Source organism: Actinomadura sp. NTSP31 (assembly GCF_041951385.1).
Taxonomy (GTDB): domain Bacteria; phylum Actinomycetota; class Actinomycetes; order Streptosporangiales; family Streptosporangiaceae; genus Spirillospora; species Spirillospora napierensis.
Genome location: NZ_JBGNUT010000030.1, coordinates 50,166 through 69,701 on the forward strand (window position 1 = coordinate 50,166; position 19,536 = coordinate 69,701).

General features: G+C 74.0%; 15 protein-coding genes. 12 read left to right on the forward strand and 3 right to left on the reverse strand.

The window, feature by feature from the left end:
• Positions 1-195: 195 nt before the first annotated feature.
• Entirely contained in the window at positions 196-3,285 is a 3,090-nt protein-coding gene (locus tag ACA514_RS37260) for an FAD-binding and (Fe-S)-binding domain-containing protein (RefSeq protein ID WP_375045987.1), read from the forward strand.
• Positions 3,286-3,327: 42 nt separating this feature from the next.
• On the opposite strand, the gene ACA514_RS37265 is transcribed toward ACA514_RS37260, so the two are convergent.
• Both ACA514_RS37265 and ACA514_RS37270 read right to left on the reverse strand, forming a co-directional pair.
• Positions 3,328-4,005 carry a DUF6348 family protein gene (locus ACA514_RS37265; protein WP_375045988.1) on the reverse strand — a complete coding sequence of 226 codons (678 nt, stop codon included), beginning with the start codon at positions 4,003-4,005 and terminating at the stop codon, positions 3,328-3,330.
• 68 nt (positions 4,006-4,073) lie between these two features.
• The gene (locus ACA514_RS37270; protein ID WP_375045989.1) at positions 4,074-4,925 is read right to left on the reverse strand and encodes an NAD-dependent protein deacetylase; all 852 of its coding nucleotides are present in this window, start codon (positions 4,923-4,925) and stop codon (positions 4,074-4,076) included.
• A gap of 211 nt (positions 4,926-5,136) precedes the next feature.
• On the opposite strand from ACA514_RS37270, the gene ACA514_RS37275 reads away from it, so the two are divergent.
• The 7 genes from ACA514_RS37275 to ACA514_RS37305 all read left to right on the forward strand — a co-directional run bounded on the left by ACA514_RS37275 (position 5,137) and on the right by ACA514_RS37305 (position 14,733).
• Complete coding sequence (locus ACA514_RS37275) at positions 5,137-5,898, forward strand: DeoR/GlpR family DNA-binding transcription regulator (protein ID WP_375045990.1); 762 nt, start codon at positions 5,137-5,139, stop codon at positions 5,896-5,898.
• Positions 5,895-7,265 (forward strand): 6-phospho-beta-glucosidase, encoded by a 1,371-nt coding sequence (locus ACA514_RS37280; RefSeq protein WP_375045991.1) that lies wholly within the window; start codon positions 5,895-5,897, stop codon positions 7,263-7,265. Before ACA514_RS37275 ends, ACA514_RS37280 begins: the two co-directional genes overlap by 4 nt.
• Before the next feature lie 115 nt (positions 7,266-7,380).
• Positions 7,381-8,643: a carbohydrate kinase family protein gene (locus tag ACA514_RS37285; protein WP_375045992.1), complete on the forward strand. Its 1,263-nt coding sequence runs from the start codon at positions 7,381-7,383 to the stop codon at positions 8,641-8,643.
• A 98-nt stretch (positions 8,644-8,741) separates the two neighbouring features.
• On the forward strand, positions 8,742-10,097 hold the full coding sequence (locus ACA514_RS37290) for an extracellular solute-binding protein (protein ID WP_375045993.1): 1,356 nt from the start codon (positions 8,742-8,744) through the stop codon (positions 10,095-10,097).
• A 143-nt stretch (positions 10,098-10,240) separates the two neighbouring features.
• A complete protein-coding gene (locus tag ACA514_RS37295; protein ID WP_375045994.1) occupies positions 10,241-11,215 on the forward strand; it encodes a carbohydrate ABC transporter permease in 975 nt (324 codons plus the stop codon).
• Positions 11,212-12,006 (forward strand): carbohydrate ABC transporter permease, encoded by a 795-nt coding sequence (locus ACA514_RS37300; RefSeq protein ID WP_375045995.1) that lies wholly within the window; start codon positions 11,212-11,214, stop codon positions 12,004-12,006. The genes ACA514_RS37295 and ACA514_RS37300 overlap by 4 nt, the downstream gene beginning before the upstream one ends.
• Before the next feature lie 48 nt (positions 12,007-12,054).
• Entirely contained in the window at positions 12,055-14,733 is a 2,679-nt protein-coding gene (locus tag ACA514_RS37305; RefSeq protein ID WP_375045996.1) for a sugar-binding protein, read from the forward strand.
• 66 nt (positions 14,734-14,799) lie between these two features.
• Here the strand turns inward: ACA514_RS37305 and ACA514_RS37310 are convergent, their stop codons facing one another.
• A complete protein-coding gene (locus ACA514_RS37310) occupies positions 14,800-15,537 on the reverse strand; it encodes a GntR family transcriptional regulator (protein WP_375045997.1) in 738 nt (245 codons plus the stop codon).
• 142 nt (positions 15,538-15,679) lie between these two features.
• Here ACA514_RS37310 and ACA514_RS37315 point away from each other — a divergent pair, with 142 nt between their 5' ends.
• The 4 genes from ACA514_RS37315 (at position 15,680) to iolB (ending at position 19,489) form a co-directional block, all read left to right on the forward strand.
• Complete coding sequence (locus ACA514_RS37315) at positions 15,680-16,678, forward strand: Gfo/Idh/MocA family oxidoreductase (RefSeq protein ID WP_375045998.1); 999 nt, start codon at positions 15,680-15,682, stop codon at positions 16,676-16,678.
• 80 nt (positions 16,679-16,758) lie between these two features.
• On the forward strand, positions 16,759-17,709 hold the full coding sequence (gene iolC / locus ACA514_RS37320) for a 5-dehydro-2-deoxygluconokinase (protein ID WP_375046065.1): 951 nt from the start codon (positions 16,759-16,761) through the stop codon (positions 17,707-17,709).
• Complete coding sequence (locus ACA514_RS37325) at positions 17,706-18,596, forward strand: aldolase (protein WP_375045999.1); 891 nt, start codon at positions 17,706-17,708, stop codon at positions 18,594-18,596. The genes iolC and ACA514_RS37325 overlap by 4 nt, the downstream gene beginning before the upstream one ends.
• 17 nt (positions 18,597-18,613) lie before the next feature.
• Positions 18,614-19,489, forward strand: a complete 876-nt coding sequence (iolB, locus tag ACA514_RS37330) for a 5-deoxy-glucuronate isomerase (protein ID WP_375046000.1) — start codon at positions 18,614-18,616, stop codon at positions 19,487-19,489.
• Positions 19,490-19,536 lie beyond the last annotated feature (47 nt).

The window sequence follows — 19,536 nt, forward strand, 5'->3', positions numbered from 1 at the left end:
GTTCGGGCGTGAGATCACCAACTGGTCGGGCACCCTGCAACGACGTCCCCCGGAACAAGATCAGACGAATCGGCCGACACCCTATCCCAAAGGATGCATCGTGCAGGGGAAGTCACGGCGGCCGCGGGTGGCGAGCGCCGTGGGGGCGCCGCCGGGCGCCGGATTGAAACGCGCCGGGCGGGTATGCGGTCGGACATGTCTGTATCGGCGGAGCGTCTGCGTCAGATCGGGAGGTTCGCGCAGGGTGGCAAGCACGTAAAGCGGGACCAGGGCGGCAAGCGGGACGGCGAGGCGGCCGGCGCGGACGAGGACTGGAAGACCGCGGCGCTGCGCCGCGACCTGACCGGCCGGGTGGACGGCGAGGTCCGCTTCGACCCGGGTTCGCGCGCCGCGTACGCGCACGACTCGTCCAACTACCAGCAGCCGCCCATCGGCGTGGTGGTGCCGCGCACCGTCGAGGCCGGCGTCGAGGCGGTCGCCGTCTGCGCCGAGCACGACGTCCCGGTGCTGTCGCGCGGCGGCGGGACGAGCCTGGCCGGGCAGTGCTGCAACACCGCCGTCGTCATCGACTGGTCCAAGTACTGCCGCGCGCTGATCTCGGTCGACCCGCGGCGGCGGACCGCGATCGTCGAGCCGGGCGCGTGCCTGGACGACCTGAACGAGGCGCTGTCGGAGCACCGGCTGATGGTCGGGCCGAAGCCGTCGACCCACGACACCTGCACGATCGGCGGGATGATCGGCAACAACTCGTGCGGCGCGTCGGCCCAGGCGTACGGGAAGATGGTCGACTCGGTCGTCCGGCTGGAGGTGCTGACCTACGACGGCGTGCGGATGTGGGTCGGACCCACCTCCGCCGAGGAGTACGAGCGGATCCAGGCCGAGGGCGGCCGCCGCGCCGAGATCTACCGGGCGCTGCGCGCGCTCCGCGACGACGGCATGGAGCTGATCCGCACCCGCTACCCCGACATCCCGCGCCGGGTGTCGGGCTACAACCTCGACTCGCTGCTGCCCGAGAAGGGCTTCGACGTCGCGCGGGCCCTCGTCGGGTCGGAGTCGACGCTGGTCACCGTGCTGCGCGCGGAGATCTGCCTGGTGCCGGTGCCGCCGTACGAGTCGCTGGCGGTGCTCGGCTACGACGACATCTTCGCCGCCGGCGACGCCGTCGCCCGCGTCCTGCCGTCCGAGCCGCTCGCGCTCGAGGGCATGGACGACACGCTCCTCGACCTCGCCCGCCAGGACAAGCTCGCCGGGCCCGAGGTGCTGAAGGACATGCCGGAGGGCGCCGGCTGGCTCATGGTCCGGTTCGGCGGCGACACCAAGGACGAGGCCGACCGGCGCGCCCGCGATCTCATCGAGCGCCTGGAGAACGAGCCCGACCCGCCGCACTGCACCTTCGTGCACGACCCCGAGGTCGAGGAGCTGCTCTGGAAGGTCCGCGAGGCCGGGCTCGGCGCCACCGCCTACCCGCCCGGGCACCCCGACACCCACGAGGGCTGGGAGGACTCCGCGGTGCCGCCCGAGCGGCTCGGCGACTACCTGCGCGACTTCCAGGCCCTCATCGACGAGTTCGGCTACGGCCCGGTGTCGCTGTACGGGCACTTCGGCCAGGGCTGCGTGCACACCCGCATCCCGTTCGACCTGGAGGACGAGCGCGGCACCGGCAACTACCGCAGGTTCATCGAACGCGCCGCCCGCATCGTCGTGGACTACGGCGGGTCGCTGTCGGGCGAGCACGGCGACGGCCAGTCCCGCGGCGAGCTGCTGCCGCTGATGTTCGGCGACGAGGTCGTCCGGCTGTTCGGGATGTTCAAGGCGATCTTCGACCCGCGCGGGAGGATGAACCCCGGCAAGGTCGTCAACCCCTACCGCCTCGACGACAACCTCGACCACCTCGGCTACGACCCCGCCGAACCGAAGACGCACTTCTCCTTCCCCGACGACGACCACCGCTTCACGCACGCGGCGGCCCGCTGCGTCGGGATCGGCAAGTGCCGCGCCTCGTCGGGCGGCGTGATGTGCCCGAGCTACCGGGCGACGGGGGAGGAGGAGCACTCCACCCGCGGCCGCGCCCGCATCCTGATGGAGATGATGCGCGGCATGCCCGGCGCCGGCGTGCCGAACCCGGCCTCGCCCGGACCGGGCGGCGCCGCCGTCATCACCGACGGCTGGCGGTCCGAGGACGTCCGCGACGCCCTGGACCTGTGCCTGGCCTGCAAGGGCTGCCGCAGCGACTGCCCGGTCAACGTCGACATGGCGACCTACAAGGCCGAGTTCCTGTCCCACCACTACGCCGGCCGGATCCGCCCGGCCGCGCACTACACGATGGGCTGGCTGCCGCTGTGGGCGAGGATGGCCTCCGTCGCGCCCGGCGCCGCCAACGCCGCACTGAACGTCCCCGGCCTCGACCGGGCGATCAAGCGGCTCGGCGGCATCGCGCCGCAGCGCCAGATGCCGCGCTTCGCCGCCGAGCGGTTCACCGACTGGTTCAAGCGCCGTCCCGCGCGCTCCGGGGGCCGCCGCGTCGTGCTGTGGCCCGACACCTTCACCAACAACTTCCACCCGCACATCGCCAAGGCCGCCGTCCGCGTGCTGGAGGCGTCCGGCTACCAGGTCGAGGTGCCGCCGGTGCCGATGTGCTGCGGCCTCACCTGGATCTCCACCGGCCAGCTCGGCGTCGCCGCCCGGGTGCTGCGCCGCACCGTGGACGCGCTGGCGCCGCGGCTGCGCGACGGGATCCCCGTGGTCGGGCTGGAACCCAGCTGCACCGCCGTGTTCCGCGCCGACGCGCCCGAGCTGATGGAGGGCGACCGCGTCGAGGACGACGTGAAGCGGCTGCGCGACCAGACCCGCACTCTCGCCGAACTGCTCGACGAGCACCAGGAGGAGTCCGGCGGAGCCTCGCCCGCCGCGTCCCACGACGTCGTCGCCGGGCTGGACCGGCCGAAGGTCCGCGCCATCGCCCAGCCGCACTGCCACCAGCACGCCGTCATGGGGTTCGGCACCGACGAGCGCGTCCTGTCCCGCGCCGGCGTCGAGGTCGAGACGCTCGACGTCGGCTGCTGCGGCCTGGCGGGCAACTTCGGCTTCGAGGCGGGCCACTACGAGGTCTCCACCAAGATCGCCGAGCAGGGCGTCTGGCCCGCGGTGAAGGACGCCGATCCCGGCACGACCGTCCTGGCGGACGGGTTCTCCTGCCGCACCCAGATCGAGGCGGGCACCGGCGCCCGCCCCCGCCACCTCGCCGAACTCCTCGCCGACCTGCTCCCCGACGAGGACCGGGAATGACCGGGCGCCCCGGCCGCGGCGGGACCGGCCGCGGCGGGACGGTCAGCCGCTCGGGACCAGCAGCGCCCAGGACTTCACCGAGCCGTGCCCGTGCCACGGCAGATGGTCGGCGATGTGCCCGAACGAGGCGCCCGCCTCCCCGTTCAGCAGCGTCACCTCGGTGATCGGCCCGGACGGCAGCCGCGCGCAGAAGGTGAACAGCCACACCGGGCGGTCCGGCAGCGCGTAGCCGGTGAACAGCTCCTCGATCACGACCTGCGTCGGCGGCCGGCCCGCCATGGCCGACCGGTCGTCCTCCGTCAGCCCGCCGAAGTCGCGGGTCGCGACCGGCCCGTAGTACACCCGCGCGGACCGCTCGCCGCCCGCCAGCGGCGTCACCGTCGCGTGCCCGGCGAGATCGCAGCCGGGCAGCAGCGCGGCGGCGAACACCGGGAACACGGTGTGCGCCCATCCGTCGAGCGCGTCGGCGGCCGGATGCCGGTCGCCGCCCGGCACCCCGACGGCCTGGTCCCAGGCGAACATCCCGCCGAAGCTCGGATGCGACACCCCGATCGGCAGCTGGACGAGCCCGTTGTCCTGCGGCTGCGGTGCGGCGATCGCGATCCGCACCCCGGTGCCGGCCACCTCGACCTCCGCGCCGCCGGCGGACGCGGGCAGCGCGTGCCCGTCCGCCAGCATCCGCGCGAGCAGCCCCGCGATCTCTTCCGCCCCGATGTCCATGATGATCACCGTAGCGGGACGCGCCCGGAGGCATCCGCCGTTCACCGGATCCGGGCGGCGGCCGCCGGTCAGACCAGGCCGGCCAGGGCGTCCAGGGTCGGGCCGAGCGGCGCGTCGAGGGTCACCAGCGCGTCCGCGTCGCCGCGCGTCGCGCCCCGGTTGACGATCGCCACCGGGATGCGGTGCCGCGCGGCGTGCCGGACGAACCGGTACCCCGACAGCACCGTCAGCGACGACCCGAGCACCAGCAGCGTCCCGGCGGACTCGGTGAGGGCGTAGCAGTCGCGGACCCGGGCGGGCGGCACGTTCTCCCCGAAGAAGATGACGTCGGGTTTCAGCAGGCCGCCGCAGCGCGCGCAGTCCACCATGCGGAAGGACGCGGCCTCGGCGTCCGACAGCACCGCGTCGCCGTCCGGGTTGATCATGCCGGGGCGGGCGTCCCAGCCGGGGTTGGCGGCGCGCAGCCGCTCCTCCAGCCGCGCCCGCGGCGTGCGCTCCCCGCAGCCCAGGCACACCACGCGGTCGAGGCCGCCGTGCAGCTCGACGACGCCGGCGGCGCCCGCCGCCTGGTGCAGGCCGTCCACGTTCTGGGTGATGATCCCGGCGAGCAGGCCGCGGCGCTGCAGTTCGGCGACCGCGCGGTGGCCGGCGTTCGGGCGGGCGCCGGCGATGTGCCGCCAGCCCAGGTGGCTGCGCGCCCAGTACCGGCGCCGCGCCGCCGCGTCCCCGGTGAAGCGCTGGTAGGTCATCGGCTCGGCGCGCCGCCGCCGGCCGGTCTCGCCGCGGTAGTCGGGGATGCCCGACTCGGTGGACAGCCCCGCCCCGCTCAGCACCACCACGTCGCCGTCGGCGACCAGATCCGCCAGCACCGCCAGCTCCGGGGCCGTCGCCCCGGCCCGCTCCCCAACAACCTGTGTCACCTCTCCATGGTGCACGACGGCGCGGCTGACCGTCCGTCCTGACAGAGGGTGAGCGTCCGCCCGTCGCGAACGTGCGGATCTTGACCGGGTTGACTGACTCTCGTCACACTCTGACCGGGATACGTGCAGGTCAGATGCCCGAATGACGGAGTTCGAGCAATTTCGCGCCAGGTGATGACCGAAGTCGGTCACGGGTGCTACGTTCCCCTGCGTGACCTCGAGCAAGCGACGTGCGCAGATCGTGTCATCGGTGCGCACGAAGGGGGCGGCGTCCGTCCGGGAGCTGGCCGAGAGCCTGCAGGTGAGCGAGTCCACGATCCGCCGCGATCTGGACCTGCTCGACCGCAACGGCGAGCTCGTCCGCACCTACGGCGGAGCGGCGCCGACCCCCCGGGCGGCGGCGCCGGAGATCTCCTTCGCGGCGTCGGCCGAGCACGACAGCGCCGAGAAGGAGGCGGTGGCGGCGCGGGCCGCCGCCCTGGTCGAGGACGACATGGTCGTCGTGCTCGACATCGGCACCAGCACCCGGCTGCTCGCCCGGCACCTGCGCGGCCGCCCGGTCACCGTGATCACCGCGAACCTGGCCGTGCTGGACGAGCTGCGCGACGACGAGGCCGTCCGGCTCTGCCTGCTCGGCGGCGTGGTCCGGCGCAACTACCTGACGCTCGTCGGGTCGCTCACCGAGACCGCGCTCCGCCAGGTCCGCGCCGACCTGGTGTTCCTCAGCTGCACCGGAGTGCGGCCGAACGGCCTGGTGGTGGACGACATGGAGGTCGAGACCCCGATCAAGCAGGCGATGATCGACGCCGCCGACACGGTCGTGCTCGTCGCCTCCGAGGCCAAGTTCCCCGGCACCGGCTCCCTGCGCGTGTGCTCCCTCGCGCAGGTCGACGCGCTCGTCACCACGGCCGGCGCCGATCCGAAGACTCTCGAGCTCTGCCGCCAGGCGGGCGGGAAGGTGTACATCGCATGAAGCTGGCGATTCTCGGCGGCGGCGGGTTCCGGGTGCCCTACGTGTACCAGGCGCTGCTGCGCGACCACGGCTCCCCGCGCATCGAGGAGGTCTGGCTGCAGGACTCCGACGCCGGCCGCCTGGAGGCGATGGCGGCCGTCCTGGCCGCGCTCGCGGGCGGCGACGGGGCCGGCGCCGCGCCGCAGGTGTTCACCTCCACCGACCTGGACAAGGCGCTGGAGGGCGCCGACTTCGTGTTCGCGGCGATCCGCGTCGGCGGGCTCGCCGGGCGGGTGTGCGACGAGCGGGTCGCGCTCGACCTGAACGTGCTCGGCCAGGAGACGACCGGGCCCGGCGGGCTCGCCTACGGGCTGCGCACCATCCCGGTCATGCTCGACATCGCGCGCCGGGTGAAGGCGCTCGCGCCGGACGCCTACGTCATCAACTTCACCAACCCCGCCGGGATGATCACCGAGGCGATGCAGTCGGTGCTCGGCGACCGGGTGCTCGGCATCTGCGACACCCCGTCCGGCCTCGGCACCCGGGTCGCCGCCGCGCTCGGCCTCGACCCGTCCCGCGTGCAGCTGGACTACGTCGGCCTGAACCACCTCGGCTGGATGCGCCGCATCCTGCACGACGGCGTGGACGTGCTGCCCCGGCTGCTCGCCGACGACGGGCTGCTCGGCTCGCTGGAGGAGGGCGTGGTGTTCGGCCGCGAATGGCTCCGCGAGCTCGGCGTGATCCCCAACGAGTACCTGTACTACTACTACTTCAACCGCGAGGCGGTGCGCGCCACCCTCGACGCCCCGCAGACCCGCGGCGAGTTCCTGGCCGGGCAGCAGGCCGCGTTCTACGAGCGGATCGCCGCGGCGTCCGGCGGCGCGGCGATGGAGCTGTGGCGCGAGACCGTCGCGTCCCGCAGCGCCAGCTACATGGCCGAGATGAAGGGCGCGGCGACCGGCACCGAGCTGGAGGGGCACGCCGGCGTCGACCCGGTCGACGAGGGCTACGCGGGCGTCGCGCTGGGCGTGATGGCCGCGATCAGCCGCAACGAGCCCGCCACCATGATCCTGAACGTGCGCAACGGGTCGACGGTGCCCGCGCTGCCGGCCGACGCGGTGGTGGAGGTGCCGGCGCTGGTGGACGCCGGCGGCGTGCACCCGCTGTCGCTGGTCCAGCCCGACCTGCACCAGACCGGGCTGATGCAGCAGGTCAAGGCGGTCGAACGGCTGACGATCAGCGCCGCGCGGACCGGCTCGCGCGCCGACGCCGCCAAGGCGTTCGCGCTGCACCCCCTGGTCGACTCGGTGTCGGTGGGGCGGCGGCTGCTGGACGGCTACGCCGCCCGCATCCCGGAGGTCGCGGCCGTGTTCGCGGGCGGGACGTGACGGGCCGCCGGCCCGGCGGCGCTCCCGCCGCCCGCCCGGGCCGAGCCCCGTCCCGTTTTGTCATGACATTCGGTCATCCTGGTCCCAGCTCTGACGGTCCTCGTGAGGAGGCGCAATGACAGCAGGAACCCTGCGCGGGGCCGCGTCCGCGGCGGTCGGCGACGGCGGCGCGGAGGCCGCCGGCACCGGCGCGGCCGCGGGTGCGGCGGCCCCGGGCCGGCCGCCCGAGCCGTCGATGGCCGACCCGTGCGCCGAGCGCGCGGCCGTGGGCGAGCGGCTGCGCCGCACGCACGACGCGGACGAGGAGGGACCGGCGCCCGACCTGGACGTCTTCCTGTCCGGCCAGGTCTTCATGGACATGATCTTCACCGGGCTGCCCGGCCTGCCGCCGCCCGGCACCGAGCTGTTCACCGACGGGCTCGGCTCGGCGCCCGGCGGCATCGCCAACATCGCGGTCGCGATGAGCCGGCTCGGGCTGCGCGTCGGGCTCGCCGCCCCGTTCGGCGACGACCTGTTCGGCGCCTACCTGTGGCGCACCCTCGCCGAGCAGGAGGGCGTCGACCTCGGCCACTCCCGCCGGGTCGGCTCCTGGCCCACGCCGGTCACGGTGTCGCTGGCCTACGACTCCGACCGCAGCATGGTCACCTACGCCAAGCCCGTCCCCGACATGGGCTCCGGCGACGACTCCTACGAGGAGGTGCTCGGTTCCGCGCCGCCGTCGGCGCGGGCCTGCTTCATCGACATCGAGCGGCCGGTGCCCGCCTGGGCGCGGCAGATGCGCGCGGGAGGCACCCTGGTCTTCGCCGACCTCGGCTGGGACGCCACCGAGACGTGGTCCAGCGAGGTGCTCGACCGGCTGGAGCACGTGGACGTGTTCCTGCCCAACGCCGTCGAGGCGATGGCCTACACCCGCACCGCCTCGCCCGAGGCGGCCGCCCGCGCCCTGTCGGAGCGGGTCCCGGTCGTGGTGGTCAAGCGCGGCGGCGCCGGCGCGATCGCCATCGACTCCCGCACCGGCGAGGTCGCCGAGACCGACGCGCTGCCGGTCCGGGCGCTGGACGCCACCGGCGCGGGCGACGTGTTCGGCGCCGGCTTCATGTTCGGCACCCTCGCCGGGCTGCCGCTGGCGGAGCGGCTGAAGTTCGCCAACCTGTGCGCGGGCCTGTCGGTGCGGCACCGCAGCGGCTCGCTCGGCGCGCCCTGCTGGGGGGAGATCGCCGCGTTCGGCGAGTCCGGCGAGGTCGCCGAGGAGGTCCTCGAACCGTACGCGTTCGTCGTCGACTACATCCCCGACTCGGCCACCGACACCGTCGTGCGCGCCGAGCCCACCCTCCGCGACGAGTCCGCCCTGCGCGACGACCTGCAGCACTCGTCCTGACCGATCGCCCCCACCCCCCCGCCCCACCCCCCAGGACCCGCACCGGTACGGCCCGTCCGGCCGGTGCGGGACCGGCAGCACAGAAAGGAGCCGCAGGAATGCCGACGCTCATGAGACGGGGCACGGTCGCCGCGGCGGCGGTCCTGGTGACCGCGCTCGCCGCCGCCTGCGCGCCGGGCTCGTCGGACGACAAGCCGGCGAGCAAGGCGCCCGCGGCGGTCAGCACCGACGTCGCCAAGGCCGGGAACGTGACGCTCACCGTCTGGGACCAGGAGGTCCAGGGCGGGCTGAAGGAGCAGATCGAGAAGCTCAACGCCCAGTTCGAGGCCAAGTACCCGAACGTGAAGATCAAGCGGGTGGCGCGCTCGTTCAGCGACCTGCAGAAGACGCTGCGGCTCGCGCTGTCGGGCGGCAGCCCGCCCGACGTCGTCGAGGCCAACCAGGGCTACGCGGCCATGGCGCAGTACGTCAAGGACGGCATGCTGCTGCCGCTCGGCTCCTACGACAAGGCCTACGGGTGGTCCAAGCGCTACCCGAAGGGCCTGCTCGACCTCAACAGCGTCACCAAGGACGGCAAGCTCATCGGGCAGGGCGACCTGTACGGGGTCTCGCTGAACGGCGAGATCGTCGGGCTGTACTACAACAAGGAGAAGCTCGCCAAGCTCGGCATCCAGCCGCCGAAGACCTGGGACGAGTTCGAGCAGGCCCTCGCCACCGCCAAGGGCAAGGGCGAGGTGCCCGTCGCGTTCGGCAACCTGGAGAAGCTGCCCGCGATGCAGCTGTACGGCATCCTGCAGGACGCCGCGACCGGCAAGCAGGGCGTCCGGAACCTGGTGTTCGGCAGCGGCGGGTCCTGGACGGACGCGCCGAACGTGCAGGCCGCGCAGCGGCTGTCCGACTGGGCGAAGAAGGGCTACCTCACCAAGGACTCCAACGCGGTGAAGTGGGACGACACCCCGGTGAACTTCGCCAAGGGCGACGGCGTGTTCATGTTCGGCGGCACCTGGTGGGCGCCGGACCTCAACGACCGGATGAAGGACAAGGTCGGCTTCCTGCTGCCGCCGGCGCCGCAGGCGGGCGCGCCCGTCGCGACCATGGGCGGCGAGAGCCTGCCGTGGTCGATCACCTCCAAGTCCAAGCACGCCGACGTCGCCGCCGCCTACATCAACTTCATCACCTCGCCGGACGCGATGAACGTGGCGGTCGAGGCCGGCAGCCTGCCGGTGCTGCCCGCGTCCAAGCAGCCGGACAAGCCGCTGATGAAGGAGGTGTCGGCGGCCTGGGCCGAGCTCAGCAAGAACGACGGCACCACGCCCTACATCGACTACACGACCCCGACGTTCACCGACGCGTTCGGCGGTCCGCTGCAGGGCCTCGTCGCCGGCAAGAAGTCCGCTCAAGAGGTCATGAAGGCGGCCCAGGACGACTACACCGCCTTCCAGAAGAAGAAGTAGTGACGACCGGCCCGGCGTGACCGCCGTCCCCGCCGCCGCCCGCGCCCGCCGCCCCGCGGCGCGGCCGGCGGCGGGGCACCGCGGGCCGTGCCCGCAGGAAGGGCGCGGCACGCGCCGACGAGGCGACAGCGAGGAGCGCGCACATGACGACCGTCGCGCGGCAGAAGACCCCCGACCCCGGGCCGAAGGCCCGCGGCTCGCGCACCGGGCGACCCGCGGGGCGCCGGAGCAGGTCCCGGCCCCCCGGCGAGCCCCGCGCCGTCGGCTGGCTGTACGTCCTGCCGGCCCTGGCGGTGTACGGGGCGTTCCTGCTGTGGCCGCTGGTGCGCGGGGCGCAGTTCTCCCTGTACCACTGGGACGGCATCGGCCAGGCGACCTGGGCGGGGCTGTCCAACTACACCGCCATCTGGACCGACCCGACGCTGCGGCACGCCTTCGGGCACCTGCTGGTGCTGATCGTGTTCTACGCGGTCGTGCCGTGCTGCATCGCGTTCGTGCTGGTCGCCGTCATGTCCCGGAGCAAGATCCGCGGCCTGACGTTCTTCCGCACCGTGCTGTTCATGCCGCAGGTCATCGCGATGGTCGCGGTCGCCGTGGCATGGCAGTGGGTGTACTCCGCGGACGGGCCGGTCAACACCGTCCTCGGGTGGCTGCACGACCTCGGGCTGCCGGACTGGCGGCACGGCTGGCTCGGCGACTTCACCTTCGCGCTGCCCGCCATCGGGCTCGTCGGCACCTGGGTGGAGATCGGGCTGGCGCTGGTGCTGTTCCTGGCCGGCGTGCAGAAGATCCCGCGGGAGCTGTACGAGGCGGCGCGGATCGACGGCGCCGGGGCGGTCCGGGAGTTCTTCACCGTGACGCTGCCGGGGCTGCGGCGCGAGCTGTCGGTCGCGCTGACGCTCACCACGATCATGGCGGTGCGCAACTTCGACCTCATCTACATGGCGACCTCGGGCGGCCCGGGCGACTCCACGAAGGTGCCCGCCTACGAGGTCTACAACCGCACGTTCAACACCGGCGAGGTCGGGCTCGGCTGCGCCGTCGGGATCACGCTGGTCGTGCTGGCGTTCGCGGTCACCGCGGGCGTCGGGCGCCTCGTGGAGGGGAGGGGCGAATGAGCAGGCGCTACGAGCGGATCCTCAACCACGCCGTGCTGGCGCTGTTCGCGGTCATCGCCCTGTTCCCGATGGCCGGCATCGTGGCGCAGGCGCTGCAGCTGCCCGGGAACCTGTCGTTCGACACCTTCCGGGTCGCGTGGAACGAGGGCCACTTCGCCGCCTACCTGCGCAACAGCGTCATCGTCACCGCCGTCACGGTGGTGCTGGCGAGCGTCTTCTCGATCATGTCGGGGTACGCGCTCGGCGTCATGCGCTTCCGCGGCGCCGGGGCGCTGTTCCTGCTGTTCCTGGCCGGCCTCACCATCCCCACCGAGGCCGTCGTCGTGCCGCTGTACTTCGACCTGCGCTCGGCGGGCCTGGACAACACCTACGCCGGGCTGATCCTCCCGCAGGTCGCCATGTCGGTCGCGTTCGGCACGTTCTGGATGCGCGCCTACTTCCGCAGCGTCCCGCCGTCGCTGATGGAGGCGGCCCGGATGGACGGCGCGTCCAGCTGGACGACGCTGTGGCGGGTGCTGGTGCCGATCGGCCGGCCCGCCATCCTCACCATGGTCGTCCTGATCACCATGTGGACCTGGAACGAGTTCCTGCTGCCGCTGGTGATCGTGAACTCCGACGAGGGGCTGCGCACCGCGCCGCTCGGCCTGTCGTTCTTCCAGGGCGCGCACAAGACCGACTATTCGCTGCTCATGGCGGGCGCGCTGATCATCGCCGCGCCCATCGTGATCGTCTATGTCTTCCTGCAACGCCGGTTCATTGCAGGGATGCTCTCGGGGGCCATCAAGGAGTAGGGAGTCCGGGGCCGCCCCCGGCGGCCCCGCAACCGAACAGGAGAGTTCATGCGAAGACTCGCCCTACCCGCCGTCCTGTGCGCCGCGCTGGCGGGCTCGGCCATCGCGCTGGCCGGCCCGCCCGCGCAGGCGCGGACGGCACCGTCCGATCAGGGCAGGCTGGACGTGCTGTTCGTCGGGGCGCACCCCGACGACGAGTCCGGCACCCTGTCGACGCTCGGCCAGTGGAACGAGTTCGAGAAGGCCAGGACGGGCGTGCTGACCGTCACCCGCGGCGAGGGCGGCGGCAACGCCGCGGGGACGGAGGAGGGCCCGGCGCTCGGCCTGCTCCGCGAGGACGAGGAGCGCCGCGCGGTCGGCAAGGCGGGCGTCACCGACGTCCACAACCTCGACAAGGTCGACTTCTACTACACGGTGAGCACCCCGCTCACCGAGGACACCTGGGGCCACGACGACACCCTCGCGAAGGTCGTGCGGATCGTCCGCGAGACCCGGCCCAAGGTGATCGTGACGATGAACCCGGCGCCGCTGCCCGGCCAGCACGGCAACCACCAGGAGGCCGCGCGGCTGGCGACCGAGGCGTACTACGCCGCCGCCGACCCCAACGCGTTCCCCACCCAGATCAGCAAGGAGGGGCTGAAGACCTGGGCGCCGGGACGGCTGTTCCAGGGCGGCGGGGCGTCCGGCCCGACCGGGCCGGAATGCGCCGCCAAGCCCACCCCCGACACCCCGGCGTCGGTCGCGTACGGCGTGTGGGGCGGCCGGACGTCGGCCCGCAACGGCGGCAAGACCTGGGCGCAGGTGGAGCGGGAGGCGCAGCGGCTGTACGTGAGCCAGGGCTGGGCCGGGTTCCCGGACGCGCCGTCCGATCCGGCCAAGATCGGTTGCGACTACTTCACCCAGATCGCGAGCCGGGTGCCGTTCACGCTCGGCGACACCGGCCCGTCGGCGCCGCTGGAGGGCGCGGTCACGCCGGGCAAGGGCGGCCTGCCGCTCGGCACCCGGTTCTCCCTGACGACCGGGTCGTACGGGGTGACGCCCGGAGCGGCGTTCAAGGTGACGGCGCACGCGAGCGCGCCGAAGAGCCTGGGCAACGCGCGGGCCGCGCTGTCCGTGCCCTCCGGTTGGAACGTGACAGGCAGCGGTGACCTGGGCAAACTCGGATCGCGCGAGCGGACGGCGACGTTCACCGTGACGCCGCCCGCCGGCGCCTCGGTGGGCCGCGCGCAGATCTCCGCGACGCTCACCTCCGGCCGCGCCACCGGCCAGACCGCGACGATGGTGACCGTCCAGCCGCCCGTCACCGGCCAGCAGGAACCGCTGCCGCGCGTCGAGGACTTCGACTCCTGGGCGACGAAGACCGGCGTGCCCGCGCTCATCGGCCAGGTGAAGCGGGTGCTGACGGTCGGGTCGGGCAAGTCGCGCGACGTCCGCGTCGACCTGGCCAACACCACCTCGTCCGCGCAGTCGGGCACGGTGCGGCTCGACCTGCCGAAGGGCTTCTCGGCCGACGCCGCGTCCAAGCCCTACACGCTCGCGGCCGGCGCGAAGGGCGCGGCCACCTTCAAGGTGACCAACACCGACGCGTCGCTGCCGACCTCCAACCAGGGCGGCTCCGGCGGCGACTTCGACTACACCATCACCACCACCCCGTCGTCCGGCCCGGCCGACGTGGAGAAGGCGGCGCTGGAGCTGGTCCCGGTCGCCGAGATCCCCAAGGCGGCCGCGGCCCCGAAGATCGACGGCAAGGAGGAGGACGGCGAGTACACCGGCGCCGAGCTGAACCTGTCGCGGGTGTGGGAGGGCGACGCCTGCGCGTCGGCCGCCGACTGCTCGGCCACCGGCAAGGTGACCTGGACCGACGACGCGCTGAACGTGCTGGTGAAGGTCCGCGACGACAAGCAGGGCACGGTGCTCGGCGCCGACGACTGCAAGCGGCACTGGCGCACCGACTCGGTCGAGATCGGGATCGACCCGCGCGGCGACTCCGAGAACACCTCGACCACCTTCAAGACCGGCATCTTCCCGCAGATGGCGGACGGCAAGCCCTGCTTCGAGCGCGACGCCGACGCCCACCAGGGCGGGGCGGACGCGGCGCCCGGCATGCAGGTCGCCGCGACGGTGAACCAGCCCTACGACGGCTACACCATCGAGGCGAAGATCCCGTTCAAGGACCTGCCGACCGCCGTGGACCCGGCGCGGATGGGCCTGAACGTCTTCGTCTACGACTCCGACACCCAGGACAAGACCGGCCAGACCCGTATCGGCTGGTCGACCTGGGGCGGCGTGCAGGGCGACCCGTACCGGTGGGGGCAGACGGCCCTGCCCGGCTACACGCCCGACCCGAGCCTGCCGACCACCCCGCCCGCGCCGGTCATGCCGACCGACGCGGCGGCCTCGGTGAACTCGCCGGAGTCGATCGAGCAGGCCGTCCGGACCGGGATCCCGCTCGCGGGCGGCCCGGCCGCGCCGCGTTCCGACAGCGCGGGCATCTCCGGCACGCCGAAGGCGTCCGGCGGGTCGACGACCTTCCGGCTGCGCGCCACCGGCCCCGGCACCGCCCACGTGACGGTCTGGGACGGCAAGGTCCTCGGCACCAGGACGGTCGAGGTGAAGCGCGCCGGCTCGCAGACCGTGACGGTCACGGGCGCGAGCGGCCTGCTCGCCGTCGCCTTCGAGGCTCGGAAGGGGGGCACGGCGAGCAGCATCGCCCGGCTGACGCCGTGAACGGCGCCGCCGCGCCGGGTCCGCACCCGGCGCGGCGGCGTTCCGCTCGGCGAGCGTCCGGGCCGGTCAGCGGCCCACGAGGGTGTGGGAGAAGGAGTAGCGGTCGGCCCGGTAGACGTGGTCGCCGTACTCGACGGCGGAGCCGTTGTCGTCGAAGGCGGTGCGGGTCATGGTGAGCAGCGGCGTGCCGCGCCGCTCGTCCAGCAGCCGCGCCTCCGCGGCCGTCGCCGCCCGCGCCCCGATCGTCTGGTGCGCGATCCGCAGGTTCACCCCGGCGGACCGCAGCGTCTCGTACAGGCCGTGCTCGGCGAGGTGCTCGGCGGTGACGTCGAGCAGCCCGGCGGGCAGCACGTTGGTCAGCAGCGCCAGCGGCTCGCCGCCGGTGAGCCGCAGCCGGCGCAGCCGCAGCACCTCGGTCCCGGCCGGGACGCCGAGCCGTTCGGCGGCCTCCTCGCCGGCCGGTGCGGGCCCGAACTCCAGCACCCGGGTGCGGGGCTCGGCGCCCGCGGCGGCGAGGTCGTCGTGCAGGCTGGTCAGCTCGATCGGCCGCCGCACCTGCGACTGGACGACCTGGGTGCCGACCCCGCGCTTGCGCACGAGCAGCCCCTTGTCGACCAGGTGCTGGATCGCCTGCCGGACGGTGGGCCGCGACAGCCGGTAGCGGGCCGCGAGGTCCAGCTCGTTGTCCAGCCGGGCGCCCGGGGGCAGCTCGCCGGACCGGATCGCCGCCTCCAGCTGCTGGGCGACCTGGAAGTAGAGCGGCACGGGGCTGCCGCGGTCCAGCGTCACCGTCGGTCCTCGCACGCGGGCTCCTTCCGTGGGTCGCGAGGCAGGATAGCCGACCCGTCGTCCGGAGATATTTAAGTCCTTATGTCAGGACATAGTGTTGACAGACATTAGATCGTTCCATGAGACTCGGTCGCGGTTCACGGCCGGAAGGGGTGCGATGAGGATCGGGCTGGCTGGAGCGGGACGCATCGGGACCGCGCACGCGGAGACGCTGCGCGCGCTGCCCGGTGTCGCGGAGGTCGTCGTCGCCGACGCCGATCCGCGCCGGGCGCGGGAGGCGGCGGACAAGCTCGGCGTGCGCGCCGCCGCGGACGTCGGCGCGCTGTTCGGGGCCGGGCTCGACGCGCTGGTCGTCGCGGCGCCGACCGACGCGCACGCCGCCCTGGTGGTGCGCGCGGCGCGGGCCGGGCTGCCGGTGTTCGTGGAGAAGCCGGTCGCCGCCGGCCTGGCCGGGACCGTCGAGGTGGTGGCGGCGGTCCGCGCCGCGGGGGTGCCGGTGCAGGTGGGCTTCCAGCGCCGCTTCGACCCCGGCCACGTCGCAGCGCGGGAGGCGGTGCGCTCGGGCCGGCTCGGCTGGGTGCACACCGTCCGCTCCTGCACGCTGGACCCGGCGCCGCCGCCGGACGAGTACATCGCCGGCTCGGGAGGGCTCTTCCGCGACTGCTCGGTGCACGACTTCGACGCCGTCAGGTTCGTCACCGGCCGCGACGTGGTGGAGGTGACCGCGACCGGCGCCAACCGCGGCTCGGCGGCGTTCGCCGAGGCCGGCGACGTCGACACCGGCGCGGCGATGCTGACGCTCGACGACGGGACGCTCGCCCTGGTGTCGGCGAGCCGCTACAACGCGGCCGGGTACGACGTGCGGCTGGAGGTCCTCGGCTCGCTCGGCGGCGTCGCCGCCGGCCTGGACGACGGGACGCCGCTGTCCCCGGCCGGGGCGGGGCTCCGGCCGGCCGGGCCGCCGCACACCGGGTTCCTGGAGCGGTTCGCCGACGCCTACGCGGCCGAGCTGCGGGCGTTCGTCCGGATGGTGGCCGACGGCACGGACAGCCCGTGCCCGCCCGAGGAGAGCCTGGAGGCGTTCTACGTGGCCGAGGCGTGCGAGATCTCCCGGCGCGAACGCCGCGCCGTCACGATCGAGGAGGTGCGGCGATGACGACCGCCGCGAGGACCACGGGCCACGAGCCCGTCACCACGGGCCACGACTCCGTCACCAGGGGCCACGACCTCGTCACCATGGGCCGCGTGAGCGTGGACGTCTACCCGCACCAGGTGGGAGTGCCGCTGGAGGACGTCGAGTCGTTCGGCAAGTACCTCGGCGGCAGCCCCACCAACGTGGCGGTCGCCGCCGCCCGGTACGGGCACCGCACCGCCGTCATCACCCGGACGGGCGCCGACCCGTTCGGCCGGTTCGTCCACAAGGCGCTGCGGGGATACGGCGTGGACGACCGGTTCGTCACCGAGGTGCCGGGCCTGCCGACCCCGCTGGCGTTCTGCGAGATCTTCCCGCCGGACGACTTCCCGCTGTACTTCTACCGGTACCCGAAGGCGCCCGACATGGAGATCCGCGCCGCTGAGCTGGACCTGGACGCGATCGGTGCCGCGCGGATCTTCTGGGCGACGGTCACCGGGCTGTCGCAGGAGCCGAGCCGGGAGGCGACGGTCGCCGCGCTCGCCGCGCACCCGGGCACGACCGTCCTGGACCTGGACTACCGGCCGATGTTCTGGGAGTCGCCGGACGCGGCCCGCGCGCGCGTGGGGGAGGCGCTGGAGCACGCGACCGTCGCGGTCGGCAACCTCGACGAGTGCGAGGTCGCGGTCGGCGAGCGCGAGCCGCGCGCCGCCGCCCGCGCGCTGCTGGACCGGGGCGTGGCGGTGGCGATCGTCAAGCAGGGGCCGCGCGGCGTCCTCGCCGCCTCGGCGGACGGCGCCGTCGAGGTCCCGCCGACGCCGGTGGAGGTGGTGAACGGGCTCGGCGCCGGGGACGCGTTCGGCGGCGCGCTCTGCCACGGGCTGCTGAACGGCTGGGACCTGGAACGGATCGTGCGGTTCGCGAACGCCGCCGGGGCCATCGTGGCGTCCCGGCTGTCGTGCGCGGACGCGATGCCCACCGCCGCCGAGGTCGAGGGGCTGCTCGCGGCGTCCGGCCCGCCGGCGGCGGGGGAGAGCAAGGAGGTCACCGCGTGAGCGCGGGAACGTTCGCGGAGCGCTACGCCGCCCTGGCCGGGATCAGGGCGGAGCACCCGGAGGCGGTGGCGCGGGCCGCGGCGGGGCGGGTGCGGCCGGCCGGCCCGCCCGGCGCGTCCGGGCCGCTGATGATCATCGCGGCCGACCATCCGGCGCGCGGCGCCCTCGGCGCCGGCGGCGACCCGCTGGCCATGGCCGACCGGCGCGACCTGCTGGAGCGGATGTGCGCCGCGCTGGAGCGGCCGGGGGTGAACGGCGTCCTCGGCACCCCCGACGTGCTGGAGGACCTGCTGCTGCTCGGCGCGCTGGACGGCAAGCTGGTGCTGGGGTCGATGAACCGGGGCGGTCTCGCCGGCGCGTCGTTCGAGATCGACGACCGGTTCACCGCCTACACCGCCGCCGCGATCGCGGCGGCCGGGCTGGACGGCGGCAAGATGCTGCTGCGGGTCGACCCGGCCGACCCCGCCACCGCGCGGACGCTGGAGTCGTGCGGGCGCGCGGTGACCGAGCTGGCCGGCCGCGGGCTGATGGCGATGGTCGAGCCGTTCATGTCCGCGCGCGGCCGGGACGGGCGGATCCGCAACGTGCTGACGCCGGAGGCGATGATCCGCGCGGTCGCGATCGCGTCCGGGCTCGGCGCGACGTCCGCGCACACCTGGCTCAAGGTCCCGGTGGTGCCGGAGATGGAACGGGTCATGGCGGCCTCGACGCTGCCCGCGCTGCTGCTCGGCGGCGAGGTCTCCGCCGATCCGGACGCCGCGCTCGCCGGGTGGCGGGAGGCGCTGAAGCTGCCGACCGTCCGCGGCCTGGTGATCGGGCGGAGCCTGCTGTACCCGCCGGGCGGCGACGTCGCGGCGGCGGTCGACGCGGCGGTGGCGGTCCTGTGAACGCGGGCGGGGAGGGCATGAACATGGGCGTGGACATGGGCGTGGACATCGCTCCGGCGGACGCCGGATGGACGTACTCGGGGCTGCGCGTCGTGACGCTCGGCCCGGGGGAGGAGACGACCGTCGAGACGGGCGACGCCGAAACGCTCGTCCTGCCGCTCGCCGGGTCCTGCCGGGTCGCCGTCACCGTCCCGGGCGAGGCGGCGGCGACGTTCGGCCTGGACGGCCGCGCCGACGTGTTCTCCCGGGTGACCGACTTCGCCTACGCGCCGCGCGACGCGACGGTGGTCGTGTCGTCGCGGGACGGCGGCCGGTTCGCGCTGCCGTCCGCCCGCTGCGAGCGGCGGCTGCCTCCGCGCTACGGTCCGGCGGAGGAGGTGCCGGTCGAGCTGCGCGGGGCCGGGCAGGCCAGCCGCCAGGTCAACAACTTCTGCACCCCGGAGGCGTTCGCGGCCGACCGGCTGATCGCCTGCGAGGTGCTGACGCCCGGCGGGAACTGGTCGTCCTACCCGCCGCACAAGCACGACGAGCCGACGGCGACCGAGTCGGTGCTGGAGGAGATCTACTACTTCGAGGTCGCGGACGGCCCGGACGGCCGGCCCGGCATGGGGTACCAGCGGGTGTACGGCACGGCGGAGCGGCCGATCGACGTGCTGGAGGAGGTCCGCACCGGCGACGTCGTGCTCATCCCGCACGGCTGGCACGGCCCGTCGATGGCGGCGCCCGGCTACGACCTGTACTACCTGAACGTGATGGCGGGCCCCGGCGACGAACGGGCCTGGCGGATCTGCGACGACCCGGCCCACGCCTGGGTCCGCGGCACCTGGGAAGGTCAGCCGACGGACCCGCGGCTCCCGATGAGCTCGGCCGCCGGAGGCGAGCGGGAACGGTGACGGATGCGGCGCCCGCCCCGGCGACGCGGAAAAGGGCCAGCATCTCC